This is a genomic window from Microbispora sitophila (genome assembly GCF_014892245.1).
Classification (GTDB): Bacteria; Actinomycetota; Actinomycetes; order Streptosporangiales; family Streptosporangiaceae; genus Microbispora; species Microbispora siamensis.
The window spans coordinates 12,775-31,536 of record NZ_JADBGC010000032.1; the positions used below are offsets into that span (position 1 = coordinate 12,775).

The window sequence follows — 18,762 nt, forward strand, 5'->3', positions numbered from 1 at the left end:
CGCCGGTGGTCGTCGGCCCGGCGCGATCCTCCATGCGGTGCCCGCGGCGCACCGGATCCCTGCTGGATCAGCCGCATTCCGGGCAGGTTCAGGGAGGCAACCGCGTCATCCCAGCAGTGGTGAATCGCATTGCTGATGAAACTTTCATCCGCAAAATTGATCACATTCCACCTGCTGCAGAAACGGGAAGCTAGCGGGGTAGTGCGACAGAACGCGGCCGGGTCCCCGGTGTCACACAGCGGTGATCTGCCATTCCTGGTTGGCACCGCTGTTGCCGGCCCATTGGATGACTCGGGCGCCGTCGGCTGTGGAGCCGGCTTCGACGTCCGCACATAATCCATCGCCCACGTTGACGAGCCGGTAGTAGCCGCTCGTGGCCGCGGGGACGAGTTTCCACCGCTGGTTCGTGCCGTTGGTGTCGGTCATCTGGACGAGGGCGGTGCCCTGATTGGCGTTCGGGCTGCTGAGGACCTTGCCGCTGCCGACACTGGTCAGCCGGAACGAGCCGTCGGAGTTCTGCGACATCCGCCACTGCTGGTTGGCCCCGCCGTTCCAGGGCCACTGGACGACGGCGGCACCGTCGGCGGTGGAGCCTCCGTAGACGTCCAGCACCTTGCCGCTGTTGCGGTTGACCAGGCGGACGACGCCGGTGGACGGGCCGCCGGTGCCCAGCTCGACGGTGATCTGGGTCGTCGTACCTGCGGTCAGTGACACCTGCCGGGCATGGCTGCCCAACGGAGAGGTGGCGACGCCTGCGCTGGTGGTAACGGAAGCGATCCCGCGCCGGCTGATGAGCGTCACTGTTTGGGTTACTTCGGAGATGACGGTGGCGGTGACGGTCCGGGCGCTGATGTCCCAGGTGAGCGATTCGATCCGGATGCGGTTGCGGCCGCGCACGCCGGTGATCGTGCCCTTGGCGAACTGATCGGGCAGCGCGGGCAGCAACTCCAGGATGCCGGGCCTGGTGTAGATCAATGCCTCGGCGACGATCGCGGGCAGCGAGTTGGCGGCGTCGGCGTTGTAGATCGACAGGTTCGGGTTGTGCGAGGTCATCAACGATCGGAAGATCATGTTATTGCCCAGGATCTTCCGCAGGTTGCCGTACACGCCGGCGCCGTCCTTGAGCCGGGCTCGGGCGAGGCTGCGGTGGATGGCGCCGTGGGCCTCCCCTCCCTCGTCCCCTCGCAGATCCAGGGCGCGGCTCGCGTAGCGAATCAGGTCGGGCTTGTCCTCGGGGTTGATCTCGTGCAGCGGCCAGACCGGGTACATGTGCTGTACGTGACGGTGGTTGTACCGGTCGGTCAGGCTGGGCCACGACCATTCCGCGAGCGCCCCGTCGCCGTTGATCCGATAATCGGGCATCTTGGCCAGCAAGGCGGTCCAGCGTTGCACGCCTTGGCCTGGGCCCTGCTCGGTGCCGAGGAAGTCGGCGGCGTCGATGGCGGCCTGCAGCGCGTGCTTGCCTGCGGCGATCTCGCCGGTCGCATTGATCGACAGTTGCCTGCCCGTGTTGCCGGGGCTGTTCTCCATGGAGAAGCACGGCACGAAGATGACCTTGCCGTTGGCGTCGGTGCGAGTGAGGAAGTCCTCGTAGAACAACGCGAGCTCGATCAGGACCGGAGCGAGCTTGGTGCGGTAGAAGGCGGCGTCACCGGTGACCTGGTAGTACTCGAGCAGCGGATAGAGCAGCCAGTCGGCGCCGCCGATCCAGGTGTGGCCGGGGAACCCGCTGTCGAAGTGCAGCATCTTGCCGTACTCGCCGTCGGTGCGGGAGGGAGCGAGCAGGCCGCGAGTGCCGTAAAGATTTCTGGCGTTGGTGCGCCAATCGTTGATCTGGCCGAGGATCAGGTTGAAGTAGCCGTCCATGGCTTCGGTGAGAGACAGGATGTTGCCGCCGGCGACCTGGAAGTTGACGTTGGCGTCGGTGGTGAAGTCGCCGGCCCACGCCGCGTCCCAGGCGCCCGTCCACAGGCCGGTCAGCCGCGGTGGCAGGACGCCGCTGGAACTGAGGAATAGGTAACGGCCGGAGTCGTACATCCGCTCCAGCAACGCGAGGTCGATGACATTGCGATTGGAATTCTGCCGCGCGATCAGCTCACTGGTCGACAGTTGCCGATCGGCGGCGCTGACGTTCAGGTCGAGGCGTGACCGGTCGTACAGCGGGGTGTGCAGGGCGGTATGCCGCGTGAGCAGCGTCGCGTAGTCGGCGCTCAGCGCGGCCAGCGCCATGTGCAGCGGTTTCGCGTCCCACGCGGTGGACGACTCGTAGCGGTCGAGTTTGGTCAGCAGCACGAGTTTGGTCGCCGCGGCCACGACGATGGCCGACCCGCTCACCCGTACCGAACCGCCGGTCGCGACCACCCGGGTGACGCCCTCATAGCCGAACGCCCCCTGCCCGGCGGGGTATGTGCCCCGCAGGTTCAGGTAGCCGTCACCGTTGCCGACCGTGGCCAGGGTGGCGAAGCCGACGGACCCCGGCACGCCGCTCAGGGCCGTGTTGACGCTCAGCGTGGTGTCGATCGTCCGCCCCGGCGCGGGAGTGAGTTCGTGGACGATGACCCGGTCGGCTCGGGAGGCGAAAGCCCGGCGCGTCCACGCACCATAACTGTCGGTCCACGTCGAGGTGACCTCCCCGGTCCTGAAATCGGTGATCCGGGCGTAGTTGCTGACGGTCGTCATCCCCGGGGTGCTGATCTGCAGCTCATAGCCCGGATGGAAGGTCTGGGTCCAGCGCAGCGACCAGCCGGAGGTGAAGTCGCCGGTGGCACCGTTGAAGTCACCGGCAAGCGCCTTGTCCCTGACGCCCGGCAACCGGCCAGACAGCACCGGCGGAGTCAGGTTACGGGTGCCGTTGGGCATCACGAACCGATGATGCGTGAAGACCACCTTCTCCAGGGTGGGCGCGCCGTAGAGCATGGCACCGTACTCGCCGTTGCCGGTCAGGAAGGCATCGGTCCAACTCACGGCGGAGGCCGTGTCGTAGATGCCGCGTTGCGGCAGTTGCGGCGGCACGGCGGCAGCCGCTCGGTCAGCGAAGATCGCCGAAGGAAGCGCGGCAGCGCCGACGGTCGCCGCCGTGGTGGCGATGAAGCGTCGACGGTTCAGCGGCATGTTCATTGAAGCTCCTGGTGGCGAGTTGGGCGTGATGCTCGCGGCCGAGTGCCGGCTGTGCCGCCACGGCTGGTCCACCTCCGCGGTACGGCCGCGATTCGACGGGACACCCTGATGCAGGGCATGCGGTCAAAGGGGTGCTTCTGAAGGCAGGAACACACTTGGGTTTGTCGGGAGGACATCCCATGAATAGGTGCGGTTTCGCGCAACGTATGACGTCTGATGTATCGAGTCAAGAAACGATCTCGAGCGCCGCGTAACCTGGTCTCGGTTTCCAGGACGGCCGACGACTCCTTCGGGAGCTCGGTGAAACTTTCATCGGCAGGAAGGTTGAGCGCCAGAACGGCGACCGCGAGGTGTGCGCCTACCGCCGGCTACTTCCTTCATTCATCCGTGGGCGCGACGCGCCCGCAGGGAGTCATCCCACCTCTGGTAGGCGTGCGGCGAAGAATTCAATGCGGCATGCCGTTCACTCCGGGCGTGCCCGGCGGTCCCGCCCCTCCACCACCGGGCGCCCGAGCAGTTTGTCGATACTGCGGCGCTCGCGTTTGGTGGGACGTCCCGCGCCACGAGCCCGAACGGCCACCGTCACGGCCTCCTCGCGCGGAGGAGGCGGAGGGCTCTTGTCGACGTAGCACTCGGCGGCCACGGCGGCGCCGACGCGCTTGGTGATGATGCGGGAGACGACCACAATGCGTTCGCGCCCCTCGTGCCGCAGCCGGATCTCGTCACCGACCCGGACGACGTGCGCGGGCTTGACCCGCACACCGTTGACCCGGACGTGACCGCCCCGGCAGGCGTCGGACGCGATCGAACGCGTCCTGGTCAGCCGTACTGACCAGATCCAGATGTCCACCCGCGCACTCACCTGCTCACCCGACACTCCGACACTGTACTGAGAGCGGCGCCCCGCCAGCAGGCAAGCCCGCCTGGCCAAGGGCTGCAGGGACTGCAGCACCCGCCCCGTAGCGGCCGGCGGTGAGGACGCCTTCGAGCAGGACGTGATACCCGTGGTCGAGGGAGCACCGGACGATCGCGTCGATGAGGCCGATGTTCATACCGCCGCCTACGTCCCGCTCCCGCAGCAGCTCGGACGGCGACGAGCGTGACGTCACCTTCCAGGACCTCCTGATCAAGGACTGACCCTCCGGTTGATCTGGTGAACATAGGGTGGACGGCATGGCGCTGCGACTTGGTCTGCTGAATATCAAAGGTCGGGATAGCTCGGCGCTCGGCCGGTTCTGGGCGGAGGCGCTTGGTTGGGGTGTTTTCAGCGAGGGACCCAATGTGACAGGCGTTGGGCCCGTGGGCTTCGTCTGGCCCGACCCCGTCGCCGTCTGCGTCTGTGTGGTCACCGTCCCGGACCCCGGGACGGTGAAGTACCGCGTGCACCTCGATCTCGCCACCACCTCTGCGGCCCATCAGGCGGAGTTGGTCGCGCGCCTGAAGGAGCTCGGTGCGACGCCCGCCGACGTGGGCCAGGGCGACGTCCCGTGGACGGTTCTGGCCGACCCGGAGGGCAACGTGTTCTGCGTGCTGGAGCCTCGGGAGATCTACCGGGACACCGGGCCGATCGCCGCGGTGGTGGTCGACTGCGCGGACCCGCGGGCCATGGCCCGGTTCTGGGGCGAGGCGATGGACTGGACCCTGCACGAGGTGACCGACGACCATGCGCGGCTGCGCTCCGCCAAGGGAGTCGGGCCGTATCTTGAGTTCCTCCGCACAACGCCCGGCGTGAAGACCGTACGGAACCGCGTCCATCTCGACCTGCTGCCCCACCCCGCTGAGGACCAAGCGGCGGAGGTGGCCCGGCTGCAGACCCTCGGCGCGACGCTCGCCGACGTCGGGCAGGGCGATGTCCCGTGGATCGTCCTCGCCGACCCGGAGGGCAACGAGTTCTGCGTCCTCGCTCCGGCCTGACCCGGAGTCCGGGTCGCCTCACCGCGCCTTCGCGCTGCGAGACCAGACCGTGGCCGGAGCGGGAACGCCTGGGGGGATCGCGGTCGTCGCCGCGTCGCACACCGGGCGACGGATGCGGTCAGCCACGGAAACCGACGCGGGCTTCGACGGTCAGCCTTCGTCCGGATACAACCGCTGGTGGAGCCGGCGCAGATCTGGTTGGTGCCACGCAGGGGGCACCAGAACTTGACCAGCGGATCAAGTCGCTGAGCAGGGCGAATCGGATTCGCCCTGCAATCGCAGGGGCCGTTTGGGGCCGTGATCACCTGGCTGGGAAAGGATTGGACGGGATGATGCTCGGGCTTGTAGCTTGCCGTTGACCGTGACACCGCCCGAGGAGGTGAGACCCATGAACGCTGTATCGATGTGGGTGCTCCCCTTCCCGTCACGGTCGGGCGATTGACGTAGGTGTCGCCGGGAGCGCCTCGACAACACGGCACTCCCGAAAGGCAACACCTATGCACACTCCGCAGTTCCCGGCCGAGCCGTCGTCGAACGATAGGGTCGAGCGCGACTTCACCGTGGGCGACGTCCCCGGACTCCGGTCGCCGGCCTCCGGCGCCGATCGCGCGCCCATGTTCGACGTGATCATTGCCGGGTGCGGGCCGACTGGTGCGATGCTGGCCGCCGAACTACGGCTGCACGATGTGCGGGTACTCGTTCTGGAGAAGGAAACCGAGCCCAAGTCGTTCGTCCGCATAGTCGGTCTGCATATTCGCAGTATCGAGCTGATGGCGATGCGCGGACTGCTGGAGCGCATTCTCCAGCTTGGAAGACAGCGTCCGGCCGGCGGTTTCTTCGCCGCCATCGACAAACCCGCGCCCAAGGATCTGGATTCCGCGCACGCCTATCTGCTGGGCATCCCGCAGCCGGTCATCGAACGCCTGCTTGAAGAACATGCGATCGAGCTGGGTGCGCAGGTCCGGCGCGGTTGCGCGGTCGCCGGTTTCGAGCAGGACGACGAGGGGGTGACCGTCGAGCTGGCCGACGGGGAACAGCTGCGTGCGCGCTATCTCGTCGGCTGTGACGGCGGGCGCAGTACGGTGCGCAAACTGCTCGGCGTCGGCTTCCCCGGCGAGCCCTCGCGGAACGAGACGCTGATGGGCGAGATGGAAGTGGGTGTGCCGCAGGAGGAGATCACCGCCAAGGTGGCCGAAATCCACGCGACCCATCAGCGATTCTGGCTCAGGCCCTTCGGCGGCGGGGTCTACAGCGTCGTCGTCCCCGCCGCGGGAGTCAGCGACCGCGCGGTACCGCCCACCCTCGAGGATTTCAAACAACAGCTGCGCACCATCGCGGGAACGGATTTCGGCGTGCACTCTCCGCGCTGGTTGTCCCGCTTCGGGGATGCCACCCGGGTAGCCGAACGCTATCGGGTCGGGCGGGTGCTGCTGGCCGGCGACGCCGCACACATCCATCCACCCATCGGCGGACAGGGCCTCAACTTGGGTGTTCAGGACGCGTTCAACCTCGGCTGGAAACTGGCCGCACAGATCCGCGGCTGGGCGCCGGAAACACTGCTGGACACCTACCAGGCCGAACGCCATCCGGTCGCCGAGGACGTGCTGGACAACACCCGAGCCCAGATGGAACTGCTGTCCACCGAACCGGGCCCGCAGGCCGTGCGCAGGCTGCTCACCGAACTGATGGACTTCGACGAGGTGAACCGCTACCTGATCGAGAAGATCACCGCGATCGGCATCCGCTACGACTTCGGCGAAGGCCCCGACCTGCTCGGCCGCCGCCTGCCCGACATCGACGTGAAACAGGGCCATCTCTACGGTCTGCTGCATCGCGGCCGCGGCCTGCTGCTGGACCGCACCGAACGCCTGACCGTCGGCGGCTGGTCAGACCGGGTCGATTACCTCGCGGATCCCACTGCGGTGCTGGATGTTCCATGCGTCCTGCTACGCCCCGACGGCCACGTCGCATGGATCGGCGACGATCAGCAGGACCTGGACGACCACCTCTCCCGCTGGTTCGGAAAACCCGCCAACTGATTTCGCCGATACCGCGCGGCCTGCTCACCCGACAGCCTCGCCCATGGCCGTCTCCGCCGTGGACACTGGCCCGCTCCGGGCTCGGCCCGGCTCCGACGCCACGCGCTTCAGGTTGGGCCGCGCGCACATTCACTGACGATACGTGTCAGTGGATGGGCCGTACGGTCCCGGGCATGACGTTCATCCAGAAGATCACGCTGCCACTCGACCCGATCGCGGTCGACGACTGGTTTCACGACGACAGGCCCGGGCGGGCATCCGAGCCGAGGGGCGGTTCTCCGGACCGCGGCGACCACCTGGCCGGCACCCGGCCGGAAGGGGCGGGACTGTGAACGACTTCGACTTCCTCGTCGGCACGTGGGACGTGGCCAACCGGAGACTGCTGAAGCGGGGTGTCGGCAGCGACGAGTGGGAGGAGTTCCCCGGCCGCTGCGTCGCGTACGGCTTCTTCGACGGTGCCGGCAGCTTCGACACGCTCACGCTGCCGACCAAGGACTTCGACGGCGCGACGGTCCGGACGTACGACGCCGACCGGGACGAGTGGTCCATCTACTGGGTCAACAGCAGGCGCGGCCTGGATCCGGTCCCGGTCGTCGGCCGCTTCGTCGACGGAGTCGGCACCTTCTACGCCGACGACACCGACGACGGCCGCCCGACCCGCGTCCGGTTCATCTGGTCGGGAATCACGCCCGACTCGTGCCACTGGGAGCAGGCCTTCTCCTACGACGGCGGCCAGACCTGGGAGACCAACTGGACCATGGACTCCACCCGCGTCGGGTGATGCTTCGACGGTCAGCCTTCGTCCGGATATGACCTCTGGTGGAGTCGGCGCAGATCTCTCTGATCAACGGCGGCACTGGCAGTACTCGACGTGCAGCTCCGCCCACGGACGGCGGCGGTCCGGATGCATCCTCGCCCGGCCCATGGTGATTTCGGCGCAACAGTGGGTGCCGGGGCCTGTCGCGAGGTGCGCCGGGCAGTCCTCGGCCAGGGCACGCACCGAATCCGCCTCCAGTTCGAACGCCTCGCGGCTGCCGATCAGGAAGAGGGTGTCCGCGGCGATGTCCCAGCGGAGATGATCACGAAAGCCCTGATGGGCCCACCGTCGCTGATCAGCATCGGCGCGCCGACGAAACGCCTGAGGGGGAAGGGTCACGCCATGCGGCCTACCCGCTCCCAGCCTGGCGCGGACCTGCTTCCAGCGGGAGACCGGGAACGCCAGGCGATGATGCAGCAGGACCAGATCCAGCAGCCGCTCCTGGTTCGCCGAGTCAGCCGGGCGGGCCGTGCGCAGCGGCAGGTAGATCAAGCTGTGCGGGGAGCGGGCGGCCAGCCCCCAGGCCATCGCCAGCACCACGGCCGCCTGCTTGTCCACGCTGAGCTCCGCGCCGAGCCGGCCTTCGTACAGCATCGCGTGCTTCACGGCTCGAGCCGGCCGGACCACTCGGTACTCGTCGCGGCCCAGGCGAACCTTGCTGATCAACGTCGACCAGGTCTGCTCCGTAAGGCGCACTCTCACCCCGTCTCGTGTCCTGCTGGGAAAGCATGCTAAGAGCGACGTGCCGGCTTGACGAGCGATTTTGTCCGCACCGATTCACCGTGATTCCAACCACGGCGCCACATCGGTCAGTTCAGGTCCAGAGCAACCTCCAGGCGCAGGTACGCGTCGATCCAGGCCTGCTCGACCGCCTCGTCGGAGCCGTGGGTCCGCGCCGCCGCGAAGGCTGTGACGGCCTTCGCGACGCGGTGCAGTCCGAGCACGGTCAATCGCTGCGCCGCGGCGGCGAGCCGGTCGTCGTAGGTCGGCGGCAGGTGAGACAGGCCATGATGGGCTGCTTCGGCGAGCAGTCCTCGGGTGTCGATCAGAGCGGCGGTGAGTGGTTCGTGCCGGTCGTCCTCGGCCACCATGAGCCTGCCGCTCCCACCGGCTGGCTGGAGGTCGGGGACGACGACTCGGCCGCCGACAGCCAGACCGACCGGTTCGATGACGACACCGCCTCCGGTACGCCCGACCACGCCGCTGACGAAACGCAGTTCGCCCTCCTCTCCGGTGAGCGCGGCGGCCAGCGAGTCGAGGCGTCCGGGGGCGGCGCCGGTGTGAGTGGCCCTGACGGTGGCGGTGTTACCCGCCTCATCGGCGATGACGGCGTCGAGGCGCTGGTCTCCGGGGGCATACGTGACGGCCTCCACCCGAGCGACGGCGACGACCCGGACCAGTTCCGCTTCCACTCTCGGGCGGATGGGCCGGAGGGTGAGCGTGTCGAGCTCACGGCTGAGCGCGGCGATGTCGGTCACCAGCAGAGACGGCGGCAGTCCGCCCCAGTCGCCCCGTGACGGGCTGACCATCGTCGTGGAGATCCGCCCGGTGGCCAGCCGCACCGTACGGCTGGCGCTGCGGACGGCGGACTCGGTGACCACGTTGCCGGTGGCCAGAGCGGCCAGCGTCGACGTGGCGATCCTCCGCCGGGCCAGCGCCGCCCCGTCGTCGTCGCCGTCCCACTGACGGCGGAGAACCAGCACCATGGCGCTGTCGCTGTGGGCCAGGTAGACCTCGGCGATCCGCTGGTCGCCGAGACCGCGGATCCGGCAGCCGAGGCTCTCCAGGCGGGCCCGGCGCAACGGGGTCTCGGCGGCCTCGGTGGTGCCGAGCACGCTGCTGCGCAGAGTGGCGTCCGGCCGCGTCACCGCCCGGTGCCGGGCGTGGAGTTCGGCGAGGTGGCTCGCGAGAAGCTCGGGACGGTAGTGGGAGCTACGGTCGCGATAGGAAGTCAGCTGCTCGGCGAGGTCGCCGACGGCCAGCAGCGGCCAGCGCAGTCCGGCGGCGTCCAGGTGGCGCCGCACGTCGGCGATGGTGGCCTCGAGTCCCTGACCGAGATGCGCCGCGCCCTCACGCAGGACCGTGCCGGCCAGGCCCAGGGCCCGCTCCAGCCCGGATCCGGCGCCGGCTTCGGCCTCGCCACCGACGTCGACCCGCACCTCGGGGACGCCGGGGTGCAGCTCGTCGGCGATCCGGAACGCCCACACTGCCAGGGCGATGACGTCATCGCGGCTGCCGGCGACGGTGTCGGTGTGGACGAACCCGAGATCGCCGGGGACCAGGAAGCGCACCGTCGCGGTGGCCAGCTCGACCTGCGGCACCGGATCGGTGGAGGTCGCCCGGCGGATCCGTGCGGTGAACCCGGTTCTCTCCGTACGGCGAGCGGCGGCCATCAGCCGGGCGCCGATCCTGGCGGTGAGTTCGTCGTCGGTCACCTGCCCCGGTGACCAGGGCACGGGCTCCGCGGCAGCCTCTACGGGCACTGTGTCAGCCTCTATCGGGGCAGCCTCGGCGGGCAGGCGCTGGTAGGCGAGGATCACCCCGATGACGTGCCGGCAGACGCCAAGGGAACCACAGGTGCAGCGGGCCAGGTCGAGGCCGCCGGGCGGCAGGGTCGCGGTCGGGCCGTCGGAGAAGCTGCCGTGAACGGTGCCGTCAGGGTCGGTCCGAAGCTCCGGCGCGGCCTCCTTGCCGGCACGTTTGACCAGTCCGCGATTGGTGAGCGCGGCGAGGGAGTCCGCCGTGAGCCCGAGTAGATCTGTCCTCATCGGCCCACGTGCTCCGCCACGAAGGAGGCCAGTTCGCCGGGTGTCATCGCACCCACGTGGGCTCCGGCGTCGGCCAGGCGCTGCGCCAGCTCCCGGTCGTAGGCGGGATTGGCCTGCTCGTCGAGGGCGGCCAGGCCCAGCACCTTGCTGCCCTGCGCCACCAGGTCGCGTACGACCCGCACCAATCGGCGTGGATCACCGCCCTCGTAGAAGTCGGAGATCAGCACGACGATCGCCCGGCGCGGCTGGTCCACCAGGCCCGCACCGTACGCCGCCGCGCGGGCGATGTCGGTGCCGCCGCCGAGCTGGACCTTCATCAGCAACTCCACCGGATCGTCGACGTCGGCGGTCAGGTCCACCACTTCGGTGTCGAAGGCGACCAGGTGGGTGCGTACACCGGGCAACCCCCACAGACAGGCCGCGGTGACCGCCGAGTGGATCACCGAGTCGACCATCGACCCGGACTGGTCGACGAGCAGGATCACCTGCCACTGCTCCAGGTGGCGGCGGGTCCGGGAGAAGAAGAACGGCGTCTCGATCACCACCTTCCCGGTCTCCGGCTGGTAGCGGCCGAGGTTGGCGCGCAGGGTCCTGACCATGTCGAAGTTGCGGGCCAGCCGCATCCGGCCGGGCCGTCGCACCTTCGTGCCGGAGAACGCGCTGCGGACCTCGGTGGCGAGTTTGTCCATCAGCTGCCGGACGACCTGCTCCACGATCCGCCTGGCCAGCCGCAACACCTGCGGGTTCATCAGGTGCTTGGTCCGTAGCACCGCCTTGAGCAGTGCGGGATTGGGTTCGATGCGCGCCAGCACGGCCGGGTCGGTCACCACGTCATGGATCTCGTAACGCTCGACCGCGTCGCGGTGCAGTCGTTCGACGGTCTCCTTCGGGAACAGCCGGGCGATGTCGTCCAGCCAGTCGAAGGTGGTCAGCACCGATTCGCCCGTCCCGCCGTGCCGTACGCCACGCCGGCGCAGGTCCTCGTCGCGGCCGTAGAGCCAGTCCACGGCCGCGTCACGGGCGGCGGCCTGCGCGCCGAGCCCCTGCCCACCGAGGCACGCGCCGCCCGGCTCGCCGAGCAGCAGGCGCCACCGTTCAAGAGTGGGGTCGGTCATGATGCGATCAGTCCCTCCCGGCGCAGTGCCGCCTCGACCCGCTCGTCCAGTGCCCTACCCGCGGCCACCAGCTCCGGCGCCGCGTCCAGCCGCATCAGGTCCCATGCGAATGCGCCGCCGGCGCGCCGCTCGACCAGGCGGGTGGCGATGAGGTGGCGTTCGCGAGGCGGGAAGAAGCCGAACGCCTGGCGCAGCGCGGGCAAGGCCACCAGGAAGTCGTGATCGGTCATCTCTCCGACCAGGTCGTCGAGCAGCTCCAGCATGCCGGCGGTGTGCAGCACCTCCTCCCGGGCGAGCGCGAACAACCCGGCCAGCCAGTCACCGGCCGACGCGGGGACGAACGCGCCGCGCACCGCCCGGGCGGGGTCCGCGGCAGCCGTGCCACGCAGTGACCAGCCCAGACCCAACGACGCTCCACGCAGGTCGGGTGGCGCGTCCTGACAGGCGGCGAGCCGGTCGGCGACGCCAAGCGCCGCCTGCGTGTCCAGTCCGAGCGACGGGCCCGCGTGCCTGAGGGCGTCGCGGACGGCGGTCATGGCGTTGATGCGCTGAAGGTCGGCCGGTGCGGGGCCGCCACGCACACCCTCGGCCAGCCACAGCGCCCGGCGGGTGGCGGCCTGGACGACCCTGCCCACGGTGGTGCTGCCGCCGGTGCGGAACAGGTCGTCGTGGCGCCACATCGCCAGGGCGACGGCGAGGGTGCGGCCCAGCGATCCCAGATCGGCCGCCCCGCCGACGGCCCGCGCCAGGTCGTCCAGCACCTGTCCGGTCAGTTCACCGATGCCGCACAGCGCCGTGTCGAACAGGACGTCGGCCAGCTGGTCCAGGTCCGCTCCCGGAATCCGTTCTGCGAGGGCGGCAGCCGCCGCCTCCTGCGGATCCACGCCGTACCCGCCGGCCTCGATCAGTGCGGGCAGCCGGTCGTCGGACTCCGTCAGCGTCCATCGTTCGACCAGTTCCGGACCCCCGGCCAGGCGGGGTCCCGAGGTGCGTACCACGCCGGGGATCCGCAGCACCCGCAGCCGGTGCAGCAACCGGCTGCGCTCGCGGCCGGCTTCCTCGCCAAGGTCGAGCCGTTCCTCACCCGGGCCGCCCAGCACCGCGAGAACCGCGTGGACCAGCGGTGGCAACGGAGTCGAGCGATGCAGACGGCCCACCCGATCGCCGCTGAGGGCCGCGATCATCTCCACGATGACGGGGTGATTGCCGGCCTGCAGCGGGCCACGGGTCGCCCAGGGCAGCGGGGCCTCGATCGCCTCGTTGACCAGCGCACTGGCCAGGCCGTCCAGCACGTCGACCCGGGCCGGATGCGGATGACCGCGCATCAACGCGATCCCGTCCGCGGTGGCCCGAGCGGCGATCAGGTCCGCGGTGGACACGGGCTGACGCCGGGCACGCAGCCGGGCCGTCACCGCCTCGGTGAGCCTGCGGGCGGCGTCGGCGGGACCGGACTCCCACAGGTGCTGGTAGTAGCCCGGCGACGGCATGCCCGACTGGTAGCCGTCGAAGGCGTCCAGCCGCCGGAACGAGTACGGCACCAGGTAACTGCCGACGACCGCGTCCGCGGGCGGCCGCGGCACCTCCGGCCAGTTCCGGTCGCCCTGCTCGGTCAGCCGGATCAACGCGGGGCGGTGGAAGCCACCCGTGACCACGACCACCGGCCTGTCGCCCGCGTCGGCGACGGCGGCCCGGATCCACTGCGCCATGTACGCCTCGCGGGCCATGTCGTCCGAACCGGTCCGCGTGTCGCCGCGCACGAGGTCGAAGTAGGTGGCCAGCCGTTCCGCCAGCCCGTCGGCCGGCTCGATCTCGAACAGGTGGTCCCACAACGCGTCCACGTTGTCCACCGAGAACGTACGGCACAGCCGCCCGGTCACCTCGCTGTAGCGGGCCTCCGCGTCGGCGTAACGGTTGCGGACCTCGGCCAGCGCCGGATGCCAGGCGGGCAGGTCGATGAAACGCAGCTCGGAGCCGACGTCGTGGCCCGCGGTCAGCGCCGTCCACTCCGGGGAGTAGTCGCACAGCGGCGTCCATGAGCCGTGCCGCCGTTCCGAATCCCGATAGCTGGTGTAGACCGCGATCGGCAGCTCGTGCCCCAGCAGGAGCTCGTCCATCCTGTGGTTCATGTCCGCCGGGCCCTCGACCAGCACGTACGCGGGCCGTACGGAACGAATGGTGTCGGCGACCAGCCGGGCGCAGGCGGGGCTGTGGTGCCGCACGCCGAGGAACGTGACCGCCATCGTCAGCCCGGCAGCAGATGACGGGCCTCGTACAAGGCCTTCCACTGGTCCCCGGACCGCCTCTGCTCCAGATATCTGCGGAGTTTCGCCAGGTCCTCCGGGTTGTCCTTGGCCGCCGTGCCGGCCAGGCAGGAGACAAGGTCGGCGGCGTCGCCGGGCTCTCCGCGCAGGAACCACCCGCGCAGCCCGACGGCATGCGCGACCGAGACGGCCTCGGCGGTGCTCATCACTCCCGACAGGCGGTCGGTGGCGTCACCGCGCGCGGTCTGCCCCTCGCGCAGCTCCCGGAACGCGGTGACCAGGACCTCCAGCACGTCGCGCCGTGGCGGCGCGCCGACGCCCGACCGCTTCAGGAGAGCGGTGGCCTCCGCCTCCACCAGCAGCAGCTCGGTGTCGAAGTCGGCGATGGGGAAGACCGTCTCGAAATTGAACCGGCGCTTGAGCGCGGCGCTCATCTCGTTGACGCCGCGGTCGCGCGTGTTGGCGGTGGCGATGACGGTGAACCCCTCCCGGGCGAACACCATCGCCTCCGGACCGGTCAGCTCCGGTACGGCGAGCACGCGGTCCGACAGCGGCGACAGCAGGCAGTCCTGCACCTCCAGCGGGCATCGCGTGATCTCCTCGAAGCGCACCACCTTGCCCTCGGCCATGCCGCGCAGCAGCGGAGCGGCCACCAGTGACCGGGTGGACGGGCCCTCGGCGACCAGCAGCGCGTAGTTCCACGAATACTTGATCTGGTCTTCCGTGGTGGCCGCTCCGCCCTGGATGGTGAGCGTCGAGGTTCCGCTCACCGCCGCGGCGAGCAGCTCGGACAGCAGCGACTTCGCCGTGCCCGGCTCACCCACCAGCATCAGCCCGCGGTTGGTCGCGAGCGTCACCAGGGATCGGTCGATCAGTGAAGGATCACCCACGAACTTGCGGCTGATGCCCAGCTTCTCGTCCCCGAGGACGAAGCGCCGGGCCGCACGCAGGCTCAACGCCCAGCCGGGCGGCCGGTCGTCGGTGTCGTTGTCCCGCAGCCGGGCCAGCTCGCCGGCGTAGCGGATCTCGGCCGGGGGCCGCTGGACGTGTTCGTTCATCGGGTGATCTCCCGCAGGTCTCGCAGGATCTCGGAGACGGTGATCGGATCGAGGCCGTCGAGGGACACGCCCATCAAGGTCTGCTCGTCGGCGACGTCGAGGTAGCCGACCGAGATGCCCGGATCGAGACCGATCGTGATGGTCCCGCCGCCGGGTACGTCCCGTTCGATCCAGCCCTGCCAACCGGCGTCCTGCGGCGCGCCTCGCCGCCAGCCACGCCGTTCCAGACCGACCACCTTGACGGTGGGGACCTTGGCGGAGCCGATCTCGGCCAGCAGCGTCTCGTCCAGGTCGTATGTCTCCCGGCCCAGTTGCGGGAACGGCTGCAGGATCTCGTAGTCGGCGAACACCTCGGCCCAGGCGGCCAGGCTCTCCGTCAGCTCCAGCGGGTGCGCCACCCCGACGACGGCCTCGTCGGGCAACGTCAGCGTGTCGTCGTCGACATCGGCGAAACTGCGGTCCTCGGCCACGCGCAGGGCGCCCGTGAGCCGGCCCGAGGGATCGTAGAGCCCCCACACCAGCCGCCGCACGATGTGCCAGAGCAGCGGGTGGCCGACGAGCAGCCGCTTGAACTCCGCACCGCTCCAGCGGCGCCGGTTCACCATGGCCTGCTCCAGCCGGCGGATGTTGTCCGCGGCCACGGCGCGCACGTCCTTCTTCAGCCCGGCGAACCGCTGGTAGGCGGCAGGCGCGAGCTCCGGATCGTCGTTCGCCCCCGGCTTGGGCAGGTTCTTGAGCCGCTTCCCCGCGGCGTCGGCCACGTAGGGCTTGAGCTGCTCGTCGAAGCCGACGACGAACTGCCTGCGGCCGTAATCGAGGGTCAGGCTGCCGTCGGCGGACAGCCCGAAGTCCGGCACCAGCCGGTCGGCCAGTTCCTGCGGCGTCAGGCCGAGCTCCGCGGCGACCTCGTCCATCTTCTGCCTGGCCCGGTTCTTGAGCCCGCTGAACTTGACCTTCTCGGCGATGCCGTGCAGGTGCATCAACGCGACGTCGGAGCCGATGGAGGCCAGCAGGTCCAGACCCGCGACCGCACGCGCGTGTCCCCCCTCACCGGGCCAGGTCCTGATCAGCGGCGTCAGCCGCCGGACGGTCTCGTCGTCGCCGAGCAGTCCCAGCGCGTCCATCACCCAGCTCTCCTTGGACGGGTAGCCGGCCGCCTGCCAGCGCTGGAACAGCGCCCAGCCGAAGTCCGCGAGGCTGCGGCTGTCACAGGCCTCCTTGACCAGGGCGAGACCGGCGTACGGATCACCGGGCCGGGAGATCGCCAGCATCGTCATCACATGGCGGACCGCCTCGGGCGGCAGCGCACCCGCGTCGCCGCGCAGGTGGATCGGCGTCAGGATCGCAACCTCCGCCCATTCGGGCAGCACGGGCATCTTGCCGGGCAGCGCGTCGAGCGGGTCGGCCGCGAGCAGGTCGGCGACCGCGGACTCGGCGACGGGGCCGTAACCCTCGGCGGCCTCCGCCACAGCGTCGCGGGCACCGCCCGCGGCCAGCACCGCCAGAGCCTGCTCCGCCTGTCGCCGGGCCACGCCGGGCTTGCCCAGGGCCGGCGGGATCAGTGCCCCCGCGGCCGCCTCGGGGTGGCGGGCCAGCCACGCCAGCGCGGTGGCGCGCACCGACTTCAACCGGGCCAGCCACTCGGCCATCAGCACGGCGATCTCCGGGCCGGCGAACGGAAGCAGCGCCGGAGCGACCGCCACGGGGCTGCGCCGGGCGCTGTCCAGCACCGCGGGCAGCGCCGCCAGCTCGAACCTGGCGACCACCCTCGGCATCCATTCGGAGGTCCCCCACAGGTCGGCCGGGCGCCACTTCTCGATCAGCGGTCCGGCCAGCTCCTCGGGCCCGGCGACGAACAGGGCGATCTCGTCGTGCCACTGGGCCCTCCGGCCGTCGGCGATCTGGGCGGCGATCTCTTCCCAGCTCTGGTACCAGGCCCGATCCCATGAATCGTGCCCCGGCCGGACGGAACGCCAGTTGTCCCGCTCGCCCGGCGCCCACACCACGGCCGGCTCGTCGGCGCACACCAGGTCATTCACGACGACCGGCTTGCGGGCCGTACGCGGACGGGTCCAGGGCGGGGTGACCAGCACCTCGGGCAGGGCCTCGACCGGAGCGGTGGCGACGGTCGCAGCCGTTGCGATCCTGTTGATCCGCTCCGCGGTGGCATCACCGACGGTCGCGATCACCTTGGCCACCAGGTCGGGATGGGCCAGCACGTGGGCGCGCAGCAGCAGGTCCGCGACCTTGCCACCGTGGGTGGCCAGCATCCGCATCGCCCGGCGCGGGAAGCGGGCCGCCGCGCGCAGGAGAGCCGTCTGGGTGTACTTGTGCTCGATCCGGTCGAGAAGTGCTCGCATCGCCGCGTCGCCGGGCAGTTCGGCGAGCATGTCCAGCAGCCGCCGGCGGCTTTCCGCGTCGGAGACCTCGTCGAACCACCCGGCCAGCACCGGCACGGCCGCGCCACCCATGCCGTCGACGACTGTGGCGAGCAGAGCGAGGGAGTCCGTCACCCAGTAAGTCGGCACGTGGTTCGCGATGAGCGCCGCGTGCTCCGGCGTGCTGATCGCGGCGACCAGGTTGAAGGCGAGATGCGGGTTGACGCGGCTCACTTCGGCGCAGTCGGTCGTGACCCAGTCCACTTCGGTCGGCGCCAGGTAGGAAGCCGCCACCCGATGGTGGAGCCCGCCTTCACGGCTCACCGCCAGCGCCGCGACGACCTCGGCATACTCGGCCTCCGATGCGGCCGAGAGGACGGCACGGACCCGCGCGGCGAGCTCCGGCCGATTCCAGCCGTACCAATGCTGGTGGGGATCATCGGCAGCAAGTCGTTGAACTCGCAGCGTGTGCCCGTCGGACCCGAAACCCAGCGAGACCAGTTCGGTCACGGCCACCGCCGCGAACACCAGGCCGCGTTCGACCAGCCAGGCCTCGGCGAACAGCGGCAGCGACGTCCGAACGTCCCATGGCAGGGACGCGGCCACCACGTGGGCGACCACCGCGGCGCCCAGCGGTGGGGCGGCGGGCTCCCCGGCCAGGTACGCCGCGCCCGCGGCGGCGAGCTCCGGGTCGGAACACCTTGCCAGCGAGTCGAGGATCGACTGCCGACGCTCGTCCAATCTCGCAGCGAGTTCCTTGGGCGCGCCCGCGTCCAGCCTCTTCACGGCGACCTTCACTCCACCCCGCCGCGGATGAAGAGCGCGCAGCCAAGCGGCCGGCATCGTCAGCCGGTCCTCATCCCCGGCGCTGTCGATCCCCGCCGGGGCGGTCACCGGCGCGGCGACCGCTTCGTCTTCCGTGTAGCCCTTGCGTAACTTCTCCGCCACCAGTTTGTCGGCCGCCGCCGCGGCGGCGGCAGCGGAGTCGAACGACTTCACCTGCGCCTGACCGGCTGCGCCCATCCGCCCATACCGAATGTTCAGCTCCGTACCGTTCTGGCGCACTTCCCAGAACTTGGCCGAACCGCCGCCGACATAGGTCAGCATCCGATCTGCGCTCATGCCGATACCTCCACGGTGTGCTTGATGTAGGGCTCGTCGTTCAAGCGACACGACGGAGTGACCGCGCCGGCTCGGATGCCTCATCCTCGTGATCGCCAGCGGCGAGTATTGCGCGCAAGACCGACAAATTGGCGCGCACCGCATTGCCACGGATTCACAGCGCGGAACCTGAC

At 69.9% G+C, this 18,762-nt stretch carries 12 protein-coding genes; 4 read left to right on the top strand and 8 right to left on the bottom strand.

Going from position 1 to position 18,762, the window contains the following annotated elements; genetic code table 11:
• Nucleotides 1–231 precede the first annotated feature (231 nt).
• Nucleotides 232–3,117 (bottom strand): glycosyl hydrolase family 95 catalytic domain-containing protein, encoded by a 2,886-nt coding sequence (locus IL992_RS39515; RefSeq protein WP_193208422.1) that lies wholly within the window; start codon nucleotides 3,115–3,117, stop codon nucleotides 232–234.
• A gap of 463 nt (nucleotides 3,118–3,580) precedes the next feature.
• The gene (locus IL992_RS39520; RefSeq protein WP_193208423.1) at nucleotides 3,581–3,994 is read right to left on the bottom strand and encodes an RNA-binding S4 domain-containing protein; all 414 of its coding nucleotides are present in this window, start codon (nucleotides 3,992–3,994) and stop codon (nucleotides 3,581–3,583) included.
• 296 nt (nucleotides 3,995–4,290) lie between these two features.
• Here IL992_RS39520 and IL992_RS39525 point away from each other — a divergent pair, with 296 nt between their 5' ends.
• The 4 genes from IL992_RS39525 (at nucleotide 4,291) to IL992_RS39540 (ending at nucleotide 7,851) form a co-directional block, all read left to right on the top strand.
• The gene (locus IL992_RS39525) at nucleotides 4,291–5,031 is read left to right on the top strand and encodes a VOC family protein (RefSeq protein WP_193208424.1); all 741 of its coding nucleotides are present in this window, start codon (nucleotides 4,291–4,293) and stop codon (nucleotides 5,029–5,031) included.
• Between the two features lie 614 nt (nucleotides 5,032–5,645).
• Complete coding sequence (gene rox, locus IL992_RS39530) at nucleotides 5,646–7,070, top strand: rifampin monooxygenase (protein WP_226874651.1); 1,425 nt, start codon at nucleotides 5,646–5,648, stop codon at nucleotides 7,068–7,070.
• Between the two features lie 173 nt (nucleotides 7,071–7,243).
• Nucleotides 7,244–7,402, top strand: a complete 159-nt coding sequence (locus tag IL992_RS39535) for a hypothetical protein (protein WP_193208426.1) — start codon at nucleotides 7,244–7,246, stop codon at nucleotides 7,400–7,402.
• Nucleotides 7,399–7,851 carry a hypothetical protein gene (locus IL992_RS39540; protein ID WP_193208427.1) on the top strand — a complete coding sequence of 151 codons (453 nt, stop codon included), beginning with the start codon at nucleotides 7,399–7,401 and terminating at the stop codon, nucleotides 7,849–7,851. Before IL992_RS39535 ends, IL992_RS39540 begins: the two co-directional genes overlap by 4 nt.
• A 63-nt stretch (nucleotides 7,852–7,914) precedes the next feature.
• On the opposite strand, the gene IL992_RS39545 is transcribed toward IL992_RS39540, so the two are convergent.
• The 6 genes from IL992_RS39545 to IL992_RS39570 all read right to left on the bottom strand — a co-directional run bounded on the left by IL992_RS39545 (nucleotide 7,915) and on the right by IL992_RS39570 (nucleotide 18,589).
• A complete protein-coding gene (locus tag IL992_RS39545; protein ID WP_226874639.1) occupies nucleotides 7,915–8,589 on the bottom strand; it encodes a hypothetical protein in 675 nt (224 codons plus the stop codon).
• Nucleotides 8,590–8,696: 107 nt separating this feature from the next.
• Complete coding sequence (locus IL992_RS39550) at nucleotides 8,697–10,655, bottom strand: hypothetical protein (RefSeq protein WP_193208428.1); 1,959 nt, start codon at nucleotides 10,653–10,655, stop codon at nucleotides 8,697–8,699.
• Nucleotides 10,652–11,770, bottom strand: coding sequence for a VWA domain-containing protein (locus IL992_RS39555; protein ID WP_193208429.1), 1,119 nt, complete (start codon nucleotides 11,768–11,770; stop codon nucleotides 10,652–10,654). The genes IL992_RS39550 and IL992_RS39555 overlap by 4 nt, the downstream gene beginning before the upstream one ends.
• Complete coding sequence (locus IL992_RS39560) at nucleotides 11,767–14,010, bottom strand: DUF5682 family protein (protein ID WP_193208430.1); 2,244 nt, start codon at nucleotides 14,008–14,010, stop codon at nucleotides 11,767–11,769. Before IL992_RS39560 ends, IL992_RS39555 begins: the two co-directional genes overlap by 4 nt.
• Nucleotides 14,011–14,012: 2 nt before the next feature.
• Nucleotides 14,013–15,089, bottom strand: a complete 1,077-nt coding sequence (locus IL992_RS39565) for an ATP-binding protein (RefSeq protein ID WP_193208431.1) — start codon at nucleotides 15,087–15,089, stop codon at nucleotides 14,013–14,015.
• Nucleotides 15,086–18,589 carry a DUF4132 domain-containing protein gene (locus IL992_RS39570; RefSeq protein ID WP_193208432.1) on the bottom strand — a complete coding sequence of 1,168 codons (3,504 nt, stop codon included), beginning with the start codon at nucleotides 18,587–18,589 and terminating at the stop codon, nucleotides 15,086–15,088. The genes IL992_RS39565 and IL992_RS39570 overlap by 4 nt, the downstream gene beginning before the upstream one ends.
• Nucleotides 18,590–18,762: the final 173 nt, after the last annotated feature.